This is a genomic window from Cellulomonas bogoriensis 69B4 = DSM 16987, from assembly GCF_000767165.1.
Taxonomy (GTDB): domain Bacteria; phylum Actinomycetota; class Actinomycetes; order Actinomycetales; family Cellulomonadaceae; genus Actinotalea; species Actinotalea bogoriensis.
The window spans coordinates 1-1,981 of the sequence record NZ_AXCZ01000294.1 but is presented as its reverse complement, the minus strand read 5'-3'; the positions used below and the strand labels follow the sequence as shown (position 1 = coordinate 1,981).

The window sequence follows — 1,981 nt, the reverse complement described above, 5'->3', positions numbered from 1 at the left end:
GGGACCTCGTAGGTGCCGCTCAGGAACACCCAGCTGTCAGCGGTGACCGCCACCTGCTCGTTGACCTGGACGTAGGCCTCGGGCTGCTGCGCCACCGTGAACTTGATGTCCGTCGAGCCCTCGGTCCCCTCGGGGAGCTTGACCCACGCGGAGATCTCGTAGGTGTCGCCCCGGTTCACCAGGGGGAACAGGTTCATCGCGGGACCGTGCCAGTTGGCCGTCCGGCCCGTCACCGAAAGGCTCTGGGCACCCTCGTAGGCCTCGGTGTCCGTCACGGACACCTGGGCATCGCCCCGCCCGAACCAGCCGTCCGTCCCGGTCTCGAAACCGGTCTCGTGGATCGTGACGATCGGGCCCGGTGCAGGAGACTCACCATCGCCGGGGGTCTCGCCGTCACCGTCACCCGGGCCCTCGCCGTCACCGGGGGTCTCGCCCCCGTCGGCGGGCGCGTCGCCCAGGATCCGGATGTCGTCGATGAGGAACGAGGGGTGCGCACCCGCGAGCGACACCACGTCGACGTACAGCTGGGCCTCCGTACGCCCCTCCGTGAGGACGTACGTGCCACCGATCTCTACCCACTCGTCCCCGCTGACGGGCTTCTGGTACTGACCGACCGTCAGGTACTGCTCTTCGCCGGTCGCGTAGGGAGCCTGCTGAACAGTGAAGTTGAACCCCGTGGAGTCCTCGGGAGTTCCGGTGTCGAGCTTGACCCATGCGGAGATGTCGTACTCCCCCGGCTCAAGGCTCAAAGGCGCGGCGAGGAGGTCCAGGCTGACGCTCTGCCACCCGTCCGCACGGTCGGACACGCGCAGGCTGCGGGTGCCAGTGCGCGCGTCGTCAGTAGTGACGTCAAGGGTGACGGGACCGCGGGCGCCGAATGGCGCGGTCTCTCCGTCCTCGAACGATGTCTCGAAGACGGTGACGGGGTCGGCCGCTGCGACCGCGACCGGTGCCGCGCCCGCTGCGGGGGCGACGATCAGTGCGGCGGCAGCAACCCCCACACCGACACTTTCGAACAACTTGGGCCGTCTCATGAACGCTCCTTTGCGAGGCGGATGCCCTGGGTAGAAATCATGAGAACGGTACGGGGCGCGAACGCCCCGTGGCAATGGCCAGTTCCGATACCCGATAGTTTCGATACCGGGCAGTTCGGGCAGATCATCATCAAGCGGTCCTGATCGGCGTGGGCGAAGTGGGCCCATAGCCGCCCGGATCCCCACCACCGTCACCAACGTGCGAGGTGTGCGATAACCGGACGAAAGGTGCACGAGGTCGCCTCGCATCGGCGTGTCGAGCCCGGCGTGTCTCCCCCGGAATCCAGCGCACGGGAGTCGGGAGCCGCGTGCAGATGATCACCCGAACAGCAGACCTGTTTCACCCCCTGTCCACCTCGCCTGCAGATGTCTGGTCCGCTGAACCCTCTCGGAACGACTGAGGACCCCCGGGCTCGTGCCCGGGGGTCCTCAGTTCGGTGGGTGCTACACGCTGGGAGTGCTCACTCCTCCGTCGCCACGCGACGTCGGGAGATCAGCATCGTCCCGATACCGACCAGCAGGAGCACGGCCAGCACACCGGCGGCGATCGACACACCAGTTCGGGCCAGGGGCCCACCGTCGGCGTCAGCACCGGTCCCGCTGCCCAGCTCGTCGCTGTCACCAGGCTCGCCGGGCGCACCCGGGTCGCCGGGCTCTGCCGGGTCACCAGGCTCCGCCGGGTCGCCGGGCTCTGCCGGGTCGCCGGGCTCTGCCGGGTCGCCGGGCTCTGCCGGGTCACCAGGCTCTGCCGGGTCACCAGGCTGACCAGGGTCACCGGGCTCACCCGGGACGTCGGGCAGACCGGGCACACCGGGCTCGCCCGGCTCGCTCAGCTCGGCGACGAGCTGAGCCACGCCCCACCGGGTGGTGTTCTGGTAGCTCAGACCCGTCGGGTCGGCCCACATCTGCGCACCGGTACGCGAACCGCCCGTGGCGTCGTTGAGCTG

Annotated in this window: 2 protein-coding genes; both read right to left on the bottom strand. The window is 69.2% G+C overall.

Going from position 1 to position 1,981, the window contains the following annotated elements:
* Positions 1 to 1,034: carbohydrate binding domain-containing protein (locus tag N869_RS14760; protein ID WP_198026097.1), on the bottom strand; the 1,034-nt coding region annotated here is incomplete at its 3' end.
* A 461-nt stretch (positions 1,035 to 1,495) separates the two neighbouring features.
* Positions 1,496 to 1,981 (bottom strand): collagen-like triple helix repeat-containing protein (locus N869_RS18820; RefSeq protein WP_332248775.1); only part of this gene is annotated, 486 nt, incomplete at its 5' end.